Origin of the sequence: uncultured Caldilinea sp. (genome assembly GCF_937128415.1) — a bacterium.
In the GTDB taxonomy this organism is placed as follows: Bacteria; Chloroflexota; Anaerolineae; order Caldilineales; family Caldilineaceae; genus Caldilinea.
Map to the genome: position 1 here is coordinate 16,667 of NZ_CAKZMJ010000058.1, position 18,481 is coordinate 35,147.

16 protein-coding genes, 1 tRNA gene and 1 riboswitch are annotated in these 18,481 nt (G+C 61.7%); of the genes, 6 read left to right on the forward strand and 11 right to left on the reverse strand.

The genetic code is table 11. From position 1 onward, the window contains the following. Positions 1–80: 80 nt before the first annotated feature. On the reverse strand, positions 81–578 hold the full coding sequence (locus tag Q0367_RS09210) for an aminoacyl-tRNA deacylase (RefSeq protein WP_297636622.1): 498 nt from the start codon (positions 576–578) through the stop codon (positions 81–83). A gap of 116 nt (positions 579–694) precedes the next feature. On the opposite strand from Q0367_RS09210, the gene Q0367_RS09215 reads away from it, so the two are divergent. Both Q0367_RS09215 and Q0367_RS09220 read left to right on the forward strand, forming a co-directional pair. Then, complete coding sequence (locus Q0367_RS09215; RefSeq protein WP_298981757.1) at positions 695–1,348, forward strand: hypothetical protein; 654 nt, start codon at positions 695–697, stop codon at positions 1,346–1,348. Between the two features lie 142 nt (positions 1,349–1,490). Then, complete coding sequence (locus tag Q0367_RS09220) at positions 1,491–2,483, forward strand: aldo/keto reductase (RefSeq protein WP_363325849.1); 993 nt, start codon at positions 1,491–1,493, stop codon at positions 2,481–2,483. A 143-nt stretch (positions 2,484–2,626) separates the two neighbouring features. Here Q0367_RS09220 and Q0367_RS09225 read toward each other — a convergent pair whose 3' ends face one another. From Q0367_RS09225 to Q0367_RS09240, 4 genes are all read right to left on the reverse strand, one after another. Further along, on the reverse strand, positions 2,627–5,929 hold the full coding sequence (locus Q0367_RS09225; RefSeq protein WP_298981759.1) for a trypsin-like peptidase domain-containing protein: 3,303 nt from the start codon (positions 5,927–5,929) through the stop codon (positions 2,627–2,629). Between the two features lie 227 nt (positions 5,930–6,156). Next, a complete protein-coding gene (locus tag Q0367_RS09230; RefSeq protein ID WP_298981761.1) occupies positions 6,157–7,506 on the reverse strand; it encodes an FAD-binding oxidoreductase in 1,350 nt (449 codons plus the stop codon). Positions 7,507–7,664: 158 nt separating this feature from the next. Beyond that, positions 7,665–7,737, reverse strand: a tRNA-Lys gene (locus Q0367_RS09235). Positions 7,738–7,918: 181 nt separating this feature from the next. Continuing rightward, on the reverse strand, positions 7,919–8,746 hold the full coding sequence (locus Q0367_RS09240; protein WP_297636608.1) for an alpha/beta fold hydrolase: 828 nt from the start codon (positions 8,744–8,746) through the stop codon (positions 7,919–7,921). 341 nt (positions 8,747–9,087) lie between these two features. Between Q0367_RS09240 and Q0367_RS09245 the strand changes: the two genes are divergently transcribed. Then, positions 9,088–9,396, forward strand: coding sequence for a hypothetical protein (locus Q0367_RS09245; protein ID WP_298981764.1), 309 nt, complete (start codon positions 9,088–9,090; stop codon positions 9,394–9,396). Here Q0367_RS09245 and mvaD read toward each other — a convergent pair. Together mvaD and Q0367_RS09255 are read right to left on the reverse strand one after the other, a co-directional pair. Beyond that, the gene (mvaD, locus tag Q0367_RS09250; RefSeq protein WP_298981766.1) at positions 9,344–10,360 is read right to left on the reverse strand and encodes a diphosphomevalonate decarboxylase; all 1,017 of its coding nucleotides are present in this window, start codon (positions 10,358–10,360) and stop codon (positions 9,344–9,346) included. The genes Q0367_RS09245 and mvaD overlap by 53 nt on opposite strands. 4 nt (positions 10,361–10,364) lie before the next feature. Beyond that, positions 10,365–10,670 carry a hypothetical protein gene (locus tag Q0367_RS09255; protein WP_297636600.1) on the reverse strand — a complete coding sequence of 102 codons (306 nt, stop codon included), beginning with the start codon at positions 10,668–10,670 and terminating at the stop codon, positions 10,365–10,367. 184 nt (positions 10,671–10,854) lie between these two features. Next, a riboswitch (Fluoride riboswitch) is annotated at positions 10,855–10,916 on the forward strand. A gap of 74 nt (positions 10,917–10,990) precedes the next feature. Between Q0367_RS09255 and Q0367_RS09260 the strand changes: the two genes are divergently transcribed. Continuing rightward, positions 10,991–12,544 (forward strand): MutS-related protein, encoded by a 1,554-nt coding sequence (locus Q0367_RS09260; protein ID WP_298981768.1) that lies wholly within the window; start codon positions 10,991–10,993, stop codon positions 12,542–12,544. Then, a complete protein-coding gene (locus tag Q0367_RS09265) occupies positions 12,519–14,084 on the forward strand; it encodes a MutS-related protein (RefSeq protein WP_363325850.1) in 1,566 nt (521 codons plus the stop codon). The genes Q0367_RS09260 and Q0367_RS09265 overlap by 26 nt, the downstream gene beginning before the upstream one ends. Here Q0367_RS09265 and Q0367_RS09270 read toward each other — a convergent pair. From Q0367_RS09270 to Q0367_RS09285, 4 genes are all read right to left on the reverse strand, one after another. After that, positions 14,064–15,320 carry an alkaline phosphatase family protein gene (locus Q0367_RS09270; RefSeq protein ID WP_298981773.1) on the reverse strand — a complete coding sequence of 419 codons (1,257 nt, stop codon included), beginning with the start codon at positions 15,318–15,320 and terminating at the stop codon, positions 14,064–14,066. The two genes, Q0367_RS09265 and Q0367_RS09270, sit on opposite strands and share 21 nt — an antisense overlap. Continuing rightward, positions 15,320–16,162 carry an alpha/beta fold hydrolase gene (locus tag Q0367_RS09275; protein WP_298981775.1) on the reverse strand — a complete coding sequence of 281 codons (843 nt, stop codon included), beginning with the start codon at positions 16,160–16,162 and terminating at the stop codon, positions 15,320–15,322. The genes Q0367_RS09270 and Q0367_RS09275 overlap by 1 nt, the downstream gene beginning before the upstream one ends. Before the next feature lie 51 nt (positions 16,163–16,213). After that, on the reverse strand, positions 16,214–16,534 hold the full coding sequence (locus Q0367_RS09280; protein ID WP_297636585.1) for an AzlD domain-containing protein: 321 nt from the start codon (positions 16,532–16,534) through the stop codon (positions 16,214–16,216). 95 nt (positions 16,535–16,629) lie between these two features. Further along, positions 16,630–17,385 carry an AzlC family ABC transporter permease gene (locus Q0367_RS09285; RefSeq protein ID WP_298981778.1) on the reverse strand — a complete coding sequence of 252 codons (756 nt, stop codon included), beginning with the start codon at positions 17,383–17,385 and terminating at the stop codon, positions 16,630–16,632. 377 nt (positions 17,386–17,762) lie between these two features. Between Q0367_RS09285 and xseA the strand changes: the two genes are divergently transcribed. Next, on the forward strand, positions 17,763–18,481 hold a 719-nt coding region (gene xseA / locus Q0367_RS09290), incomplete at its 3' end, for an exodeoxyribonuclease VII large subunit (protein WP_298981780.1).

Below are 18,481 nucleotides of genomic sequence, written 5' to 3' on the forward strand. Positions count from 1 at the left end.
CAAGCGATGGTGGATTCTGTGGCTGTTCCGAGGAAGTTGAAAGGCGGAGCCCCGGCGGAGTGAGAGCGAAAGGCACGCCGTTATTTCGTCTCCTCCGGCAGACGCACCCAGCGCGCGTTGACAAGACGCGCCAGGTCCTGGACAGGCAGCAAGAGATTGGCCCCGCGCTGGCCGGCGCTGACGGCGATTTCGTCATAGCGCCGGGCGCGCTCGTCCAGATAGACGTCGAACCCTTTGTTGATCAGCGCCAGCGCGCTGATGCCGCCGGTCTTGAGGCCCGTCATCTGCTCCGCCTGCTCGTGCGTCGCCATCTTGACCTTTTTGAGGTTGACAGCCTGGGCGAAAGCTCTAAGATCAAGCGTGGCCGGGCCGGGAATGATTACAAGCATCGGCTTGCGTCGCGGCTCATCGGGCAGCACCACTAGGGTCTTAAAGACCTGCTCCGGCGGCAGACCGACGGCCTCGGCCACCTCGACCGCAGAGTGCACGCCCGAATCGTAGTCGTAGGTGAGCACCCGATAGCGCACTTTTTTGCTGTCGAGGAACCGTGTTACGTTGTTCTTGAATTGTTCGGCCATGACGTCGACTCCTTCACTGGGGATAGTTTATTCGGGGCGGTTCCTCGCCGCAAACCGGTGCGCCGCCGGGGACTTTTTAGCGATCTGCGCAAGCAATTTCATTCTGAAAGACGCCCATGTTCGAGAATCCATGGTTCTCCTGGGGGGTGGCGGCGCTTCTGGCGCTGTTGGCGACTGCCTGGCTGGCGACCAACCTCCAGGGGCGCAAGCGCAATCGGGCGCTGGCGAGCGGCTTTGAGGAGAGCACGCGCAGCCGGCTTGTCTACGCGCGCGGCGTTTCGATGCGCGGCTTTGCTGCGCGTTTCGAGCCGGCGCCGGAGCCTTTCATTCACCTCGAGGTCGCGTATCGCAGCGGCGCCACGCCGGACCCGCTTGGCTTTCTCATCGGCGCGTTGACCCGCCAAAACGACGAGCTGACGCTGCGCGCGCTGCTCCCCGACCGACCGGTTGCCGAGTTGATTTGGGAGCGTGGACGAATTCCTGCGCTTGCACGCGCGCGCCGCGCGCGTGCGTCCCTGTGGGTGCATCGCCGCTCTGAGCTGATCGGCGGCGAGTACGCCGTGCGAGGACCCGACGCCGCCGCGCTCGAGTATGTCTTCGTCGATCTGCAAGCGCGCTTCGGTCACGCCCTGCGACGCGTCCATGTGGCGGCGGATCGGGAGGACGCGCACGTCGAGGTGACTTTGCAAGGCTCTTCCCTGCGCCGCAGCGACGCGCCTGCGCTCGTCGCCACCGTGCGCAGCCTTGGCCGCGCTGCGACGCGGCGCTGACGCCGCCCTTCCGCCTGCACAATTCCTGTTTGCATCAACGGCGCAACATGAGCAAAACCAGATCTGCGCTATAATGAAAGGGAAATCTCGATAAAATTCCGTTTATTCAAAACCGTACACAAAGGAGAGTGAATCCATGGCGGTGAAACATGTGCGACTTGGCAAACATGGCGTGCTGGTGAGCAATCTCTGTCTGGGCACCATGAATTTCGGCTGGGTGACTTCGGAAGAAGAGAGCTTTCGCATCATGGATCGAGCGCTCGAGCTGGGCATCAACTTTTTTGACACCGCCGACGTTTACGGTTGGGCGGTGGAGCACGGCACGACGGAAGAGATCATCGGGCGTTGGTTTGCACAGGGAGGCGGTCGCCGCGAGGCCGTCGTGCTGGCGACGAAAGTGTACAATCCCGTCACGCGCAAGTCGGCGCGGCCCGAACCCAACAGCGACGGCCGCAGCCTCTCTGCCTACAAGATTCGGAAACATTGTGAAGGCAGCCTGCGGCGCCTCCAGACCGATTGGATCGACCTCTATCAGATGCACCACATCGACCGCGATTGCCCCTGGGACGAGACCTGGCAGGCGTTCGACGCGCTGATCGGGCAGGGCAAGGTCGTCTACGTAGGCTCCAGCAACTTTGCGGGGTGGGACATCGCCACAGCGTGCCAGGAGGCGTGGAAGCGCGGCATGAGCGGGCTGGTGAGCGAGCAAAGCATCTATCACCTGGACAATCGCATGATTGAGCTCGAGGTGATCCCGGCCTGTCGTCACTATGGTCTGGGGTTGATTCCGTGGAGCCCGCTCGGAGGCGGTCTGTTAGGCGGCGCGCTGCAGAAGGCCCGAGAAGGGCGACGCATGAGCGAGGAGTTCGAGAAGCGCGTCGAGCAGAAGCGGCCGCAGCTGGAAAAATACGAAGCGCTCTGCCGTGAAATCGGCCATGAGCCGGCCGAAGTGGCGCTGGCGTGGCTGTTGCACAATCCTGCCGTGACTGCGCCCATCATCGGCCCGCGCACCGTGGAGCAGCTGGAGAGCGCTGTGCGCGCCACCGAGATCACGCTGGACGCCGAGGTGCTGGCGAAACTGGATGAAATTTTCCCCGGCCCCGGCGGCGAGGCACCCAAGGCGTACGCGTGGTAAGAGCCGCCTCGAAACACGCCGGAAGGAATCCGGCGGTGCGACGGCGCAAATCTTACAACGGTGCGAATCGGAAACAGGCAAACTCTGGCGGTGCGGTTGCCCCGCACCGCCAGACGCGTTCACTCTCCTTCGCCTGAAGCGTCTTACTCCGGCGTGATCGGGAAGAGGAAGTAATCCCCGGCTTCGACCGTCAGCTCGCCGTTGGTGGAGCCCCACGGCGGCGGTGCGTCGAGCGTGTAGGTGTAGCGGCCCGGGTCGAAGCATTTTTCCACCTGTCCGTTGCTCGGCACTTTGAAAGTCTCCCCTTTGCCGGTGCTCTTGCTCGTAAAGGTGATTGTCAGCTCCGGCCCGATGAAGTTTTGGAAGATATAGCATCCCTTGCCGCCAGCGCCGCCGGACTGTCCGCCGGATTGACCGCCTCCAGACTGTCCGCCGCCTGCAGGGGGCGCCGGCGCCTTCGCCTCAGGAATATCGGCGCAGCGCGCGTTGAGCGTCACATACTGGCTGCTGCCTGACACCCAACCCTCGACGCCTGCGGAGGTCGTCACCTGGAGCCAGCTGCAGTTGTTCACCTGACCGGTCACGGCTACGACGTCGCCAGCGCTGACTGCGCCGACGCGGTTGTAGTTGGTGCCCGGCCCGCTGCGCACGTTGAGGCGCTCCACGATGACGGTCGCCGTCGGCCCGCTCAGGACGGCCTCCTGCGCGCTTTCCTGCGCCGACTTCACGGCGCCCGCAACCGAGAGCGAGGCGATCATTTCGCCGAAAGCCGCAGCGTCTTCTGGGGTCGGCAGGTTGGTGTAGAGCAAGATCAACGGCGAGTCGGCGTCTACAGGCTTGGCCGCCAGCACAACGAAGAGCGCGCCCTTGACGCCGCCGCATTCCATCCATACATCGTAAACGCCGGTCAGGTTCTGCGTGGCGTAATCGTAGCGGGCATCGTAGGTGCAATCGTCTTTCAAGTCGAAGAAATCCAGCGCTTCGCCGGGCTCGGCGATGCCGGCGCCCAGCAACTCGGAGACGCCGACAAAGATGCCTGGCGTCCTCCAGGTGTCGTTGAATTTCTTGATGTTGGGCGACGCCGTAAAGGCCACGCCGATGGGGCCGTCGCCCAGGTCCCAATCTTCGCTCAGAAGGTCGGTCCAGCTCTCCGGCACGCGCAGACCGATCGTTCCCGTGTCGTCGTTGACGTTGATGAAGGCCGGCCCGCTTTCTTCTTCGAGCGGTTCGGACGCGGCGCCGGCGCTCTCCTCTGCGCTCGGGCCGGCGGCCAGCGAGGCGTCGAGATAGAAGCTGTCCATGAAGGTCGCGAAGGCTTCGATGTCGGCCTCGGCGACGGCCAGGAAATCGATGAAGAGGATCTGGTCGATCGGATCGGACTGCGCCATCATCACTGCATAGGAGTTGTCGGCGCCGCCGCACTGTTCATAGACGTCGGCGACGATGTTATAGACGCGATCAAACGCCTCATGCGTGTAGGTGTAGCGGTCGTCGTAGGTGCAGTTCTCTGCGAGCGTCTCGTCTTTTAACATCTCGTCCGGATCAAGCGCTTCGGACATGCCGACGGCGCTTTTGACGAGGACGCCGGGCGTGGTCCAGGTGGAGTTGAATTTCTCGATATTGGGCGACGCCGTCAATGTGTAGCCGAGCAGTTCACCTTGACTGCTGAGCCATTCCGCCGCAGCGATGTCGCTATATTCGGTCGGCAGCAGCGCGCTGACCGCCGGGCTCTCGACGGCGACGTAGCTGTACGCGAGGTCGCTTACATCGACGAGGTCGAAGAGCGGGCCTTCCTCGCTGATTGCAACGTCGATGGCTTTTTGGGCCTCGTCCGTTGCAGTCGCAACAGGCGGCGTCACCGTCAGCGAGTTGAGCAGCGCATCCCAGGCGTTGAAGTCGCGCTCTTCGACGCCGTACAGCTCCAGGAGCACGAAATAGGCGTTCGTTTCGCTGGGCGCCAGGGCCACGATGACGCCGGTGGTCTCCCCACCCCCGCACTCTCTCCAGAATTGATATGCGCCCGCCAGTTGGCCGACTGTGATCGCTTCGCGCTCCCCTTGGGTGCAGGAGTTGTGCAGGGTGTACTCGTCCAACAGATCCTCGACCGCCATTTGGCCCGGCAGCACATCCGAGTAGCGCAGGATGGCGCCGGGGATCCCCCAGTCATCATAGAAATTGTCCAGATCGGGAGCAACGTCGATGCGGACGCCGACCGTTTCGTCGTTGAAGTTCCACGCCGCTTCCTGCACATCTTTCCAGGCGGCGGGTGCGTCGAAGGCGAGGATGCCCTGGGCGTCGGAGACGCGCACGAATTCATCGTAGGTTGCTGCAGGGGACGTCTGCCCTCCGCTCGGTTGCCCGGACGACTGGGACGAATCCGGCGTCGCCCCCAGGGTGACGCTGACCTGCAGCGGACGACCGTTGAGCTGACCAGCCAGCACTTCACCGGTGTCCAGGCGCAGCACCTCGATGGCGGTGACGGCGTTGGCGCGGCGGCTGCGCAAAATGTCGCAGTAGGTGGCCATGGTGCCGTCGGTGGCGAGGGGCAGGTTCTCCATGGAGAGGATGATGTCTCCCGGCAACACCCCGGCCTGATCCGCCAGCGAGCCGGAAGCCACCGAAGAGACCCAGATGCCGGAGAGCTTGCCATCCTGGGTGACGAAGGCTTCGCCGTTGACGCCGATCGAATCGACGTCTTTCCCTTCCAGAAGCTCCTCGATGATCTCCAGCGCGCTGTCGCGGCCGATGGCGTGAAATTGTTCCGTGGCGCGGCTGTAGGAGTAGTTCACGCCGACCACCTGGCCGTTTGTCGTCACGAGCGGGCCGCCGGAGTTGCCGGGGTTGATGTTGGCGTCGTGCTCGATCACCCCTTCGACGGACGCCCAGGCGCGTCGGCCATCGGCGCGGGCTTTGGAGATGATCCCGCGCGTGAGTGTGTACTCAGGGTCGCCCAGAGGAAAGCCGGCGGCGTACACATCCAGGCCGACCCGGATCGGCCCTTCATACCAGGCCAGATAGGGGTAGTTGCGGCCCTGCAGGTCGATCACGGCCAGATCGGCGCACTCGGAGACGCCGACGATGCGCGCGTTGACAGGGTCTTTCTTCCCCTCCACGTAGACTTTGAGATAGGCGGCGCCGGTGACGACGTGGTTGTTGGTGACCACATGCCCTTCGGGATCGATGATGAAGCCGGTGCCGCTGCCGGCGCCCGCCGTCATCCCCTCAGACGGGTCTCTGAAAACGCCGACAGCCTCGATGCGCACGACGGCTTTCTGGACGTCCTCCAAATTGTCGATCGGTCCGGGCGTCGGCGTGGCCTGGCTGCCGCGCTGCTCGAGCGAAGGCGGCGCGCCGGCGTAAAGGCTCCCCGGCGCTATCAACGCAATACAAAGGATCGATAAAGCCAAAATGGACCAGATGCGGCGCGAGCGACGAAGCGTATACATACATGCTCCTTTCATTTCCAATAGTCCCGTGAGGAGCGGGGTAATGGTAAAAGGGGATGGCCTTCTCAATCGTAGCAAAGGTCAGAATTTGCCGCAAGCGGCATTTCGCTGATCATTTGCTGATCATTTGGTGAAGACCGTTGTTCCCAGGGGCGCTGCGTGTTGCGTGTTTCGTGACGCGCCACGAAACATGCAACACCATAGGATGCGTTCAACCTTTTCGTTGATCAATGCGCTGTCCGACCGCGCTCATGCCACCAATCCTCCGCCTGGAGATAGCTGCGCAGGGCGAGGCTCAAGCCCAGGCGCAATGGCTCCGGCGGCCAGGGGAGGACGCGACGGTTGACAATAAAGCAATCGGTCAGGTCGGTGCGGCGCTCCAGGAGGAGATCGGTGAGCGTCTGTCCGTTGAGTTGGCTCATAGAGACGCCGTGACCGATGCAGCCGACGGCGTAGACGACGCGATGATCGCCAAGGTAGCCAAGCGCAGGGGTCAGGTCGAGCGTGACGGAGAAGGGGCCGCCCCAGCGATGGGTGACGCGCACGCCTTTCAGAGCGGGAAAAAGCCAGGCGATGTGCTCCTCCAGGTGGCGCCATGCGTGAGGATTGGCGTCTCGCTCCATGTCTTCGCCGAAGGAAAGCCCGACCGGCCCGCCCCCCATCAGCAGGCGGTTGTCCGGCGTCAGACGATAGTAGTGGATGAGGTTGCGCGCATCCTCCATACCCTGGCGGTTTCGCCAGCCGATGGCCGCCAGTTGCTGCTTGGAGAGCGGCTCCGTGGCGATCATGTACGTCCAGGCGGGGATCTGCTTGCGCCGCAGCATGGGGAAGAGATGCGAATAGGCATTGGTGGCGAAGGCCAGCTTGCGCGCCTGCACCTGACCACCTGGCGTTTTCAGCAGCAGGCGCTCGCCCCGCGTAATTTCCAGCACCGGGCTGTGCTCGTAGACGTGTGCGCCCAGCTCCTCGGCGATGCGCTTCATTTCGCGCACCAGTTTCACCGGATGGATCAGCGCCAGCCGCGGCTCCCACCAGGCGCCGAGATAGCGCTCGGAGCGAACCTGGGCCTGCGCAGCGTCTCGATCCAACCATTCGATGCCGGTGACGCCGAGCTTATGACATAGCTCGATCTGCTTTTGAATCTTGCGCACATGGGCGGGAACGGTCGCCATGCGCAGAAAACCAGGGCGAATGTAGTCGCAGTCCAGCCGATGCGTTTCGACCAGTTCGCTAAGCCGATCGACGGCGCGCTCCATGTAGCGATGGCCCTCCAGCGCCGCCTGTTTGCCTTTGAGCAGCGCCATCACGTCGATGCCCAGCCCCATCAGCGTCATGGCGAAAGAGCCGTTGCGCCCGCTGGCGCCGAAGCCGACAATCTCGCGTTCGAGCACCGCCACCTTCATACTGGGCTCCGCTTTGAGCAGGTGATAGGCCGTCGAGAGACCGGTGAAGCCGCCGCCGATGATGGCGACGTCCGCCTCGACTGTTCCCTGCAGAGGCGCGTTCGGCTGATACGCAGGCGCAATGGCCAGCCAGAAACTGACGTCGGCGTAGTCGGTGCGCATTTTCATCCTCATGGGAAGATCTTTTCACGGATGGTGAATTTTCGTGTGGATTAGCGCGTAGCTGCGCTTGATTCAGCGCGCCGAGACCTTAAAAGAAAAAAGAGGTGATGACTTCTGACAGGAAGTGCATCCACCCAATGAGACGGCTCCGCAAAAACATTCTATGAGAGTGACTCACCCAGGACTCGAACCTGGAACCCGCTGATTAAGAGTCAGCTGCTCTACCAATTGAGCTAGTGAGCCTTGCGAGACAATTAAAATATAGCAAAAATCGCCTGGATGTGCAAATTTCAGCGCCGATTTTTGCAAAGACCGCCCGGTTGGAGAATGAAGTTCAACCCCACCGCAAGGAGCAAAGGGCGCAGACGCTTATCCTCCGGCATCCTTGCGCCCTCTGCGTCTCTGCGGCGCCGATTCTGCGATCCTATTGCTGCGCAGCGCAATCCGCCAAAAATTCGCCGAGCAGGCTGTTGAAGACCTCCGGCGTCTCCCATTGCGGCGCGTGACCTGCGCCCGGAATCACCTGCACCGCCCCGCGCCAGAGCGTCGGCATGGAGATGGCGTCGAAGTATGAGAGTCGCACCACCTGCTCCTCTGCGCCATGGAGGACGGCCAGCGGCACGCGCAAATTGCGCACGACCTCCACCTCGTCCTTGTAGCCGCCTGGCCGAATGCTGCCGGCGACGGCGGCGCGAGCGCGTCCATCGGCGCGGCGCAGGTCTTCGATGAAGCGGGTGTCGCCGGGGTCGTAGCCCGGCGCAAAGAAGACGTCGTGAAACGCCTTCATGTCCGCTTCGCTGAGGTCTGCGGTGAAGGCAGCCGACATGGCGGGATGGGGGAAGAAGCCGGCTTCCATGTCGGGCGGGAAGGCGAAAGGCGGCGTGCCGAAGATCAGCACGCCTTTGCAGCCCGGCAAATCTTCCGCCGCCTCCAGCGCCACGTGGCCGCCCAGGCTCCAGCCCACCAGCGCCAGCTCGCCGAGGTTCAGCGCCTCTGCAACCTTGACGACGAGGCGCCCCCAGTTGGCGACGCCCAGATGTTTCTCCGGATCGGCGACCGGCTGTGAATCGCCAAAGCCGGGCATATCGATCGCAACCAGTTTATGAGTTCGGCCCAGTTCACTGTCGAGCTGGCGCTGATACGCGCGCCTCGATGAGGAGTTCCCATGGATGAGCAAGGCGGCGAATCCTTCGCCAGAGCTGGCCGTATAGGCGATGGTCTGGCCTTCGATCGACAGATGGTTGGTCTGCATGGTGCAAGTTGCTCCTTACTGTCTCATGAAATGGAAGAATGGAAGCCTATGCTTGAGGCAGGTCACTATGATAGTGGAATCTGACGGTGTCTGCAAAAAAGAATTTAAGGCGGCGAGGCCCATGTTGCCCTGCCTTTTTATGCGGGCCGACATTCACTACGTTTGAATCAACGCATCATCAACGCAGCCAGGGCTATGATCCAGTTGGACATGGGTGATGGCTACGCAAGGTGTGCGATAGTGCACAGGCCACCGGTGGCGCGTTGCATCGCTTTTCACCCTCCCCGCTTTTACACTGAGAGAGAACCTGCAACGGCAACCGACACAGAACAGAGAGAAGGATGAAACGCAAAATGTTGCACAACGAAGGGAGCGTGTACGCAGACGGCGTCTGGCTGGCGCGGGCCCAATGCACAATATTGGACGAAGGCGAGCGCATTGCGCTGCGCATCTGCGACGGCGAACGCGATCTGTTCGACCCGCCGATCCCGGCCAACGAGTTTATGCTGGAGTTAAGCGGAGGGCGTTGTTTTCATTTCAGGCTGGTGGAAGGGAACCCTGTGATCGGCGCCTATGTCGTCTCGATCGCAGAATCTTTCAGAATAGATGCTGATCGATCACTTCGGCGTCCCCTCCCGGTCCGCTCGTGATGACGGTGCGCACGCTGCTCAGCGTCTGGAGGCGTCTGAGCAGCTCGCGCTCGAAGGCTGGCTCGCAGAGAAGATGGACGTTTGGCCCGGCGTCGATGGTGAAATAGACGGGCAGTCCATCTTCTTCGCGCCAGCGCCGCACCGCATGCAACACCTCGAGCGTGCCCGGCTGCCAGTAGAGCAGGCTGGGGCGGCTCGTCATCATTACGGCGTGCATGGCGAGCGCATCCTGTTCGATCAAGGGGCCAAGGCGCTCCAGTTCGCGCAGGGCGATGGCGTTGCGCACTTCCTGCAGCATCGTGTACACCGCGTCCACGCGGGCGGCGTTGAAGGGGCTGGTCAGCGCCAGAGCGTGACCGTTTTGGCTGCTCACGGCCTTCTCCGCCGTGCTGATGACCGCCACCACGTCGCGTAAGGCCCAGTGTTCCGCCGGAAAGAGCTGGCGCGCCACGCTGGTGGCGTCGTCGTTCCCCCGCTCCCATTCCACATAACCGCCGAAAATGCTGCGGCTGGCCGAGCCGCTGCCGCGACGGGCGATGGCCGAAAGCCGCGTGCGGTCGAGCGACAGGCCGATGGCCGTGCAGGCCGCCACAGTCAACGCTGCGAAAGCGCTGGCGGACGAAGCGATGCCGGACGCCATCGGAAAGTTGTTGCGGCTGACGACGCACGCCCGGAAGCGACGGTCGCCGGCCAGGTGGCGAATCAGATCGAGGTGACAGATCACGCGCTCCGCCTTTGGGCCTGCGGCGCGCTCTCCGTCGATCGTGATCTCGTCGGCGCTCAAACGACCGGCGACGTCCCACTCGACCGTCGTCGTCGTATGCAGCGCGCCGAGCGTCATGCTGATGGAGTTGTTCAGGGGGATGTTGAGGCGGGGGTCGGCTACGCCCCAGTATTTGATAAAGGCAATGTTGCTGCCCGCGCGCGCGGTGGCCTTGAAAGGCGACGCCTCTGAACGTTGCATAGACCTATGCGCTCTCCCGCTCGACCCACTCTTCAAAGCGGCGAATCAGATCATCGAGGAGTTCATCGTGGGCCGCAAAGGTGACATCGACGCCGCCCTCGGTTTCCGCGATCTCGGCGAACCATCCGATCCCCTCCACGCGACGCAGTTTCTCCTCGACGCCGCCGCCGAGCCGTTTCAGATAGGTTTCCGCCTGGGCCGGCGTGACGCCGGCAAACGAAAGCGTCTCGCGTTCATAGCGCTCTGCGCTTTGAAATTCTCGATATAGATTGTCGCGTTCGTCGCCGAACGAAGATGTGCTGATGGGCATGGTCGCCACCCCTTTTGGTTTACAGAGAATCGCTCATGGTCTTCAAGGGAGCGATTGGGCGTCTCATTTTATGCACGCGAGTATACCACTGCGGCCAACCAGAGGCCAAGCAATTCTTGCGTCTTAAGAAATCTTTGAGAGATGGATGACAGTTGAAATGCGAAAGTGAGTTATAATAAAGTCAGTATATACGGGTGATGAGGCTCACCTCAAACCGCCGCCCTGGCTGATAGCCTCTACTGAGTCGATTCCGATTGGTGAATCCTCCGTAGAGGCTTTTTCTTTGCCTCGCCGGAGGAGAAGCAACAGGAGGCGCAACGATGAGCTTTGGAAGCATCCTTTTTGATCACAATGGCGTCCTGCCCAAGACGCCAGACGCGCTGCAGTTCCTCTCCGATCTTCACCTGGATCAAGTGATCGAGGCCATCATCGCCCCCAAGCGTGAATATGATCTGAAGCCGTTCTTCTTGACTCCTCTCCACGATGTGGAAACCATTCTGTATCGCCAGGAAGTGATGCGCGAGCTCGAAAGTGAACCGTTGATGGTCATCCTGCGAGCCTTCGCCGAGCAGATGAGCGTCGTGCGCCGCTATCTGGCGATGGTGGAGAAGTTGGATTTTGAACTGCACAAAAAGGGGTGGTTTCTGGAAGCGGCGCTGGTCTATTGCAACGCCGTGAAGAAGCTGGCCGGTCATCTGGAAAACAGCCGCTTCCGATCGCGCGGCCTGAGGCTGTTCCGCGATTACGTGATGCAGTATGTGCGTTCTTCGCCGTTTTTGTCGCTGGCCGACGAGGCGGATCAGGTGAAGAAGGCGCTGTCGGAGGTGCGATACTGCGTCATTATCGAGAACGGCAAGTTCAAAGTGGGCCCCTATGAGGAGGAAGAGGACTACAGCGTCGAAGTGGAGAACACTTTCGCCAAGTTCAAACAGGCTGCAGCCGAGGAATATCTGGTCAAGCTATCCCAAAGGAGCGGGATGAGCCACATCGAGGCCATCATCCTGGAGTTCGTGGCGAGGCTCTATCCTGAGCCGTTCGCCGCGTTGCGGGAGTTCTGCGCTCGCCACAATCCATTTGTCGACGAAACGCTCCGCGCTTTCGATCGAGAGATTCAGTTTTATATTGCGTATCTGGAGTTCATCGGCGATTTTCGACGCGAAGGCTTGCCTTTTTGTTATCCGCAGGTGAGCGCTGAGGGCAGAGAATCGTATGTGCGAGAAGGGTTTGATCTGGCCCTTGCGCTCAGCATGCGGCGACAAGGCGAAAGAACCGTCGTCTGCAACGATTTCTTTTTGCGCGCGCCGGAGCGCATCCTTGTCGTGACCGGGCCTAATCAAGGCGGCAAAACCACCTTTGCGCGTATGTTTGGGCAGCTGCACTACCTGGCCAGCCTGGGTTGTCCTGTCCCAGGGCGAGAGGCTCGCCTTGTCCTGTTCGACAAGCTATTCACCTATTTTGAAACGGAGGAGGATATCCGCAACCTACGCGGCAAGCTGGAGGACGACCTTTTTCGCGTCCATCAGATTTTGAGCCAGGCCACTCCGCAGAGCATTCTCATCTTCAATGAGCCTTTCGCCTCCACTGCGTTGCACGACGCGCTTTTTTTGAGCAAGGAGGTCATGGCGCGCGTGATTGACCTGGACGCCCGTTGCGGGTGGGTGACGTTTCTAGATGAGCTCGCTTCCATGAGCGAGAAGGTCGTCAGCATGGTGGCGATGGTCGATCCCACAGACCCGACGATTCGCACGTTCAAGGTCGTCCGACAACCGGCCAACGGCCTTGCGTACGCGTTTTCTCTTGCCCAGAAACATCGTCTCACCTATCACGACATTCAGGAGCGAATCCATGATGAAGGTCTTTCTACTGTATCCTGAGCAGGATTTTGATGCGTCCCAGCCCTTGCCGCCGCTGGCCGAAGATTTGGTGCAAGATCTGGAGTTGAAGGTGTTGCTCGAGGCGATGGCGAAAGGAGACGAGCATCTGTTTCGGGCATCGACTCGAGTTCTGTTGTCCGGCGTGCAAGACATGGCGGTGATCCACTATCGTCAGGAAATTCTCCAAGACTGTCTGAAACACCCCGACGTGATCAGGCGAATCTACCGCATTCCTCTGGAGTTTATGGAGCGAAAACGGCGGCAGTGGCTGTGGATTTCGACGCGGTATTCGCCTCCAGCCTCGATTTTGAACAGCGCGCAGCAGATGCTGGCCGCTACGCTGGATCTGCTCTGGGAGCTGCGGCGGATCGCCGACGCGTATGCAGAGCAATTCACCTCCAGAGGTTTTCGTCGCTTTTTTACGATGATTCAACAGGAGCTTGATGATTCCTATCTCGCCCTCGTCGAGCGACAGGTCAATGCGTTGCGATTCCCGCAAGGCGTGTTGCTGAGCGCCCGGCTGGGCGCAGGGAACGAAGGCGCGGAGTATGTCCTGCGCAAGCCGAACAACGCCGATCAACCCTGGATCAAACGCATGCTGACGCGAAAGTCGCCCACCTACTCATATACGCTCCATCCTCGCGATGAGGCGGGCGCTAGAATTTTGGGAGAGTTGCGCGACCGGGGAGTGGCGCGGGCAGCCAATGCCGTCGCCCAGGCGGCCGACCATATCGAGAGTTTCTTCAAGGTGTTGCAATTCGAGCTGGCCTTCTATCTCGGCTGTTTGAATTTGCACGAAGCGCTGGAGCAGCTCGGCGCACCGATCGCCTTTCCCCGGCCTGCGCCCGTCCAGGAGCGGCGCCTCTCGTGCACCAATCTGTACGACGTCACCCTGTTGTTGACGATGCAGCAAGCGGTGGTCGGCAACGACGTCGCCGCCGACGGCAAAAAGCTGATCGTCATCACGGGCCCGAATCAGGGAGGAAAGACCACTTTTCTGCGCAGCCTCGGCGTCGCACAGCTGATGATGCAGGCCGGCATGTTCGTTCCGGCGGAGTCTTTCTCCGCCAATGTGTGCACAGCGCTTTTTACACACTTCAAGCGCGCGGAAGATAAGACGCTGGAGAGCGGGAAATTTCAGGAAGAGCTGCAGCGCATGAGCGCAATCGTCGATCATCTCACGCCCAATGCCCTGCTTTTGTGCAACGAGTCCTTCGCCTCCACGAACGAACGCGAAGGCTCGGAGATCGCCTGGCAGATCGTCAGCGCCCTGCTCGAAAAACGCGTGAAGGTGTTCTATGTCACCCACATGTATGAATTGGCGCAGCGTTTCTATGAGAACGATCGAGCCGACGCGCTCTTCCTTCGGGCGGAGCGCTTGCCGGACGGAACGCGAACATTTCGGCTTCGGGAAGGCGAGCCACTGGAGACGAGCTACGGCGTCGACGTATATCGCAAGATTTTTGGAGAAGACAACGAGCCGTTGCAACGGGAGTCGGAATTCGCCCGATACAGCGGTTCACTCCAGGGGCAACAATAACAGTGGAATCTCCATCTCCTGCGGCGTCAATCCGCCGTGATGGCCGTAATACTTCTGCTTGAAGCGCCCGTCGCCCCACCAGTAGACGCTTTCGCCGGGGTAGGCCAGGATGACAAGATTCCCCACGCGCGCCCGAAACGTCTCCGAGACCGGCCCCGGCCCGAAATAGCCCTGTACAATCATCTCCTCGACGCGGCGCACCTCCCCGCGCTCGCCGACGATGCGGGATAACAGCTCCTGCGCTTCGTCGAGATGCTCCTCATAGGCGTGAATAAAAAAGTCGCGGCAAGAGCCGGCCGGCGCCAGGATTTCGCCACGCCGGTTGGTGCGCAGCAGCGGGCGCACCTTCTCGAAGCCGGGCGTTTGATCCAGGTAGAGCGTGGTTCTCGGGTCGGTCTCCACCTGGCCATGGTCGGCGATGATCATGAGCAACGCGTCCTTGAAGCGGCCCAGGATGTCGCGTTGCAGCCAGCGCTCGATGACGTCCAGCGTGGCTTCCAGGTCGGCGCGACTTTGCAGGCGCCGGGGGCCGTGCACATGACAGACGGCGTCGAAGGCGCCGAAGTAGCCGACCAGCCACATCGGCTCTTGAGCGCGGCGCAGCGTCTGCGTCATGGTCGCCAACCCTTCTGGAATCGTCAGGTAGGGGATCGTGTGCGCACCTTCGCCCATCTGTTTGGTGTAGGTCGAATTGGCGAATTCGCGCGGCTGCACGAGATAAGTCCGCACGCCGTGCATCGCCAGCCGCCGTCCCAACCGCCCCGCAGGCAGCAACGCAGCGCCTTCCACCCCTTGCTCCGTCAGAGAGTCGCGCTTTTCATCGCCGGCGAAGGAGAAGAGCAACGGCGCAATCATGGCGTCGACTTTCGGCTCGTAATAAAACCACTCATAGACGCCGTGCTGTCCGACCGGAACGCCGGTGTAAAGCGTCGTCACATGCGCGCTGGTGGTGGAAGGAAACTGCGAGGTGAGCCTGGCGACGCCTCCCTGCCGGGCGAAGCGTCGGATGAGTGGGTGTTCCTGAAAGCGCTCGAAAAAGCGCCAGCCGAAAGCGTCGATGAACAGCGTGATGACGCGCGTGAAGCGGTGATTCGCCGCTCGCCAACCTTCGGGCCGCAGCGGCGAAGCGCCCTGCCCTGTGAGCAAATGCTCCACGAAATCGGGAATCTCGGCGAAGCTGGCCTCCCCATAGCGAGGCCGGATGAAGACGGGGTCGGAAAAACGATGTGCGCCCATCAGCGGCTTTCTCCGAAGAATTCGATCAGCAGTCGATTCACCGTCTCCGGCTCTTCATGTTGCACCCAATGCGTGGCTTCCTCCAGGAAAACGAGCCGCCCCTCGTCGCAAAGGTCGATGCTCGGTTGGGCCATTTTGCGGTCGAGCGCAATGTCGTTGGCGCCCCAGATCATCAGCGTCGGGACGCGGATGCGCCCCAGCTCGACCGCTTGCGCCTGATAGCGAACCGCCGCGCGATACCAGTTGAGCATGGCGGTGAGCGCCCCCGGCTGCGACCACGCCTGCTTGTAGGCCAGCAGGTCGTCGTCGGTGAAGGTTCCCCGTCGACTGCTGCCTTTGAGCATGCGAATCAAGTCGGTGTAGTCGTTGCGGCTCAGGGCATATTCCGGCAGCCAGGGCAGTTGGAAGAAAAAGATATACCAGCTCTTCTTGCGCTGCTCCGGGTCCTCCAGCACAGTGCGTCGCATCACCGCCGGATGCGGGACGTTGAGGATCGCCAGCTTTTTGACGAGATGCGGATAGCGCTCCGCCACCCACCATGCCACCGCCGCCCCCCAGTCGTGGCCGGCGAGATAGACCTGCTTGCGCCCTGAAGCCTCGATCAGGCCGACGACATCGCGCGCCAGGGTCTCGATGTGATAGGCGGAGACGCCCGCCGGCTTGTCGCTGCGATTGTAGCCGCGCTGGTCCGGCGCCCAGACGTGGTAGCCGGCCGCCGCCAGCGCAGGCAATTGCTTGCGCCAGCCATACCAGAATTCAGGAAAGCCATGCAACAAAATGACAAGCGGGCCCTCTTGTGCGCCCGCCATCGCGACATGTAGATTGACGCCGTTGACACGCATGTTGTGCGGCCTGCCTTCGCAAACTCGCCCTTCACGTGAGTTATTCTCAGTCTACCAAAGCCGGCGCCAGATCAAAAAGAATATCATGCCGAAGAGGATGGTGGCGAGCAGGTTGCGCGTGCGCCATGCCAGCAGGCCAGAAGCTGCGCCCGCCACCAGATAGGCGTTGCCTGGATGCACGTCGAGCGTTCCGTTCGGCGTCAGCATCGCCGGGACGACGATGGCGGCCAGCACCGCCGGCGGGATGAATTTCAACGCGTCCACCACCGGCTGCGGCAGCGCAATGCGGCTCACCAACGCAAGCGGCGGCCAGCGAATCAGGAAGGTCACGGCGGCCATGCTCGCCACCAAAATGATTTCATTCCATATCATACGCGCTCCATTGTCGCTTACATTGCGCCTCCGGACATCATGTCATGTTTCCGGCGTGGCTACAGGTGCATTGCACCGCCGCTCGAAGCCTTCGGTTATGGCGGAGGAAGGCGTTCCGCCGTCGGCGGCGTCAACGGCTCGGTTCTGTGTGCAGCCATCCATCGCTCGGTGAGCGCTCCGGCCAAGACGCCCGTCAGCGTCGCCCCTATCAGCCCCAGCCGATTGGGCAGCCCCGCCAACAGCAGCGCCGTTGCGCCAGCGACCAGCGCGCTCATCGCCACCGGTCGACTGCGCAGCCCAGGAGTGATCATGCCGATAAAGGTGACGATCAGGGCGAAGTCCAACCCCCAGCCGCCTGGATTGGGCAACGTGCGGCCGGTGAAAACGCCGATCCAGGTGCAGAGTTGCCAGTTGGTGTACATAAAAAGGGCCGATCCCAGAAAGAACCAGTGCTTGTAGGGCGAGGCGTCCGGCTGACGATAGCGCTCGACAACGACCAGAAAGCTCTCGTCGGTGAGCCAAAAGGCCAGCGGCGCCAGCCAACGCTGCGGCAGATGCTTCATGTACGGCGCCAGCGTCACGCTGTAGAGGGCGTGGCGCAGATTCACCACAAAGGTGGTCATCACGATGAGCAGGACGCCGGCGCCCCCGCCGACCAGTCCGGCGGCGATGAATTGGGAGGAGCCGGCGAAGACAAAGGCGGACATGGCGGCTGCAGCGGCTGCGCTGAGGCCGCTGTTCACCGCCAGCGCGCCGAAGATAATCCCAAACGGAATGGCGCCGACGACCAACGGAAATGTCGCCCGCACGCCGCGCCAGAACTCTGCGCGGCGAGAGCTCTCAGCGCTCACGGCTGCACTCCGGCGCCTTTGATCTGCCCGGCGCGCCGCTCTATCGGCGGCGCGGCGCCCTTGCGGCTTAAGCCAATTGCAAGCGGCATCATCTTTTGCAAAATCTTTTCTGCAAGGTGCATCGACATGCGCACCATTGTACCGAGACAAGTTTATTTGTAAAAGGACAACCCGCTCCGATGAATGAGGACATCAGGAGAGCAGGAGCTTACAACGTTGCAGCGGAGGCGGCGCTCTGCGCAAGAGCACAGATTTGACTTTCATCCTTCCGCTAAAGGCCCACGACAAGGGCGCTGTGTCCACCCTCCTATGTTACAATGCGCACAACGTTCACATTGCAGAGGCTTGCTTTATCCAACTGCAAGAGGGAAATTTGCATGTTGTTCACCGTCTCGAAACTCACCACCCGCATCATCCAACTCTTTGAGCAGGACGACCTGCTGCGCGATGTGCAGGTGATCGGCGAGGTCAGCAACTGGCGGCGCGCCGCCAGTGGGCATATTTACTTTCGGCTCAAAGACGAAGGCGCCACCATCAACGCCGTCATGTGGCGGGGCAATGCGTCGGCGCAGAGCTGGCTGCCCAGGGAGGGCGACCAGGTGATCGCCCATGGCTACGTCGGCGTCTACCCGGAGAACGGCGCCTATCAGCTCTACACCCATCGCCTGACGCCCGCCGGTCGGGGCCAGTTGTACGCCCAGTTCGAGGCGTTGAAAGAACGCCTGCGCGCAGCCGGCCTGTTCGACGAAGCGCGCAAGCGGCCCCTGCCCCGGCTCCCTGTGCGGCTCGGCGTCGTCACCAGCCCGGACGCCGCCGCGCTGCGCGATATTCTGCGCACGCTCGCTGCGCGCTGGCCGCTGGTGGAGGTGATCCTTTTCCCCACGCTTGTGCAGGGCGGCGACGCACCGCCTGGCATCGTCGCCGCCATCGCTGCGGCCAATCGCTACAGCAACGAAGCGGCGCGCATCGACGCCCTGATTCTGGCGCGCGGAGGCGGCAGCATCGAAGACCTCTGGGCGTTCAACGACGAGCAGGTGGCGCTCGCCGTCGCCGCAAGCGCCATCCCGGTCATCTCCGGCGTGGGCCATGAGACCGA